Consider the following 1,759-nt stretch of genomic DNA (forward strand, 5'->3'; position numbering starts at 1 on the left):
AGGGCTTGCAGATAATTAACCCGTAGCCTTCGGAGATGCCACTCGTTGGTCTGGTATGGGCGTAGCGGCTGAGACTGAGGCGTTGCTGGCGGCGAAGTTCGAGGTGATCCTCCCGCATCTGAATGAGCGGCAGCGCCGGTTGCTGATGGGCGCCGAGGCGCGTGCGCTGGGACATGGTGGCATCGCGGCGGTGGCCAGGGCCGCTGGGGTTCGAGCGGCGACGGTGTCCCTGGGCGTCGATGAACTGGAAGCGGGCGCGGAACCGCTGAGCCGGGTTCGCCGGCCTGGTGGAGGCCGCAAACGCCTGGTCGAGGTCAACTCAGGATTGCGTGCGGCGTTGCTGGCGCTGGTGGAGCCTGACACGCGAGGCGATCCGATGTCTCCGCTGCGCTGGACAACACTGTCGACCCGCCGCCTGGCCAGGGAACTGACCGGGCAGGGCCACCGGATCAGTGCGGACACGGTCGCGGATCTGCTGCGACAGGAGGGCTTTAGCCTTCAGGGCAACGTCAAGACCCTGGAGGGCAAGCAGAACCCCGACCGGGACACTCAGTTCCGTTACCTCAACGAGCAGGTCAAAGCCCACCAGGCAGCCGGACAGCCGGTCATCAGCGTGGACACCAAGAAAAAGGAGCTCATCGGCGAGTTCAAAACCGCGGGCCGTCAATGGCGCCCTGCAGGCCGGCCGGTGCAGGTCGCCGTACACGACTTCCCCGATCGTGACCTGGGCAAAGCCATCCCCTATGGTGTCTACGACCTGGCCGCCGACAGCGGCTGGGTCAACGTCGGCACCGACCACGACACCGCCGCCTTCGCGGTGGAATCCATCCGCCGCTGGTGGAACGGCGCCGGGCAAGGAACCTACCCTGACGCCAGGCGGCTGCTGATCACCGCTGATGCGGGGGGCTCCAACGGATACCGCACCCGCGCCTGGAAGGCCGAACTCGCCATGCTGGCCGAGCAGACCGGCCTGGAGATCACCGTTTGCCACTTCCCGCCCGGCACCTCCAAATGGAACCGCATCGAGCACCGGTTGTTCTGCCACATCACGATGAACTGGCAGGCCAAGCCGCTGACCAGCCATGAAGTCATCGTGCAAACCATCGCTGCGACCACCACTACGACCGGCCTGAGTGTGCACGCCGAACTGGACACCGGCCGATACGCCACCGGTGTCAGCATCAGCGACGCTCACATGGCCACCCTGCCCATCACCAGCCACGACTGGCACGGCGAGTGGAACTACACCCTGCTGCCCGCATGGCCGACGGCCACCCCCGATCCCGCCACCACGGCGACATCAACCCTCCGAGACGACCCAGACGACCGGGCCTGGCTGGCACACCCCGCCCTGACCGGCCTACCGCGACGAGAATGGGGCCAGCTCATCGACCGGCTAGCTCTCCTGCGCCATGACCAGCGAGAAGCCGACCTGCGCCGTCAGCGCGGCGGCCCACGGAAAGTAGCGGCTGGAACCGGCCGCCACCCCCGCCTCACCCTGCCCGAACGCCTTCTGATCACCGTCCTGCACCAGCGCCTTGGCCTGCCTCAGGCAGTACTCGCCGACCTGTTCCAGGTCACCCTCATGACCGCCAACCGGGCCATCCGGCAGATCGAGCCCCTACTCGACCGGGCCGGTTACACCATCACACCCACTCAGAAACGTCTCTACTCGGCATCAGACCTCACCGCCTACGCCCTCAGCACCGGCGCATTCCCACAAAAGATCAACTCGGCGAGTTAATCATCTGCAAGCCCT

1 protein-coding gene is annotated in these 1,759 nt (G+C 66.2%); it reads left to right on the top strand.

All coding sequences use genetic code 11. The features are described from left to right. Positions 1–55 precede the first annotated feature (55 nt). Positions 56–1,744, top strand: a complete 1,689-nt coding sequence (locus ACFYY8_RS42085; RefSeq protein WP_390050693.1) for an ISAzo13 family transposase — start codon at positions 56–58, stop codon at positions 1,742–1,744. Positions 1,745–1,759 lie beyond the last annotated feature (15 nt).

The organism is Streptosporangium sp. NPDC001559, from assembly GCF_042893955.1.
Lineage (GTDB): Bacteria > Actinomycetota > Actinomycetes > Streptosporangiales > Streptosporangiaceae > Streptosporangium.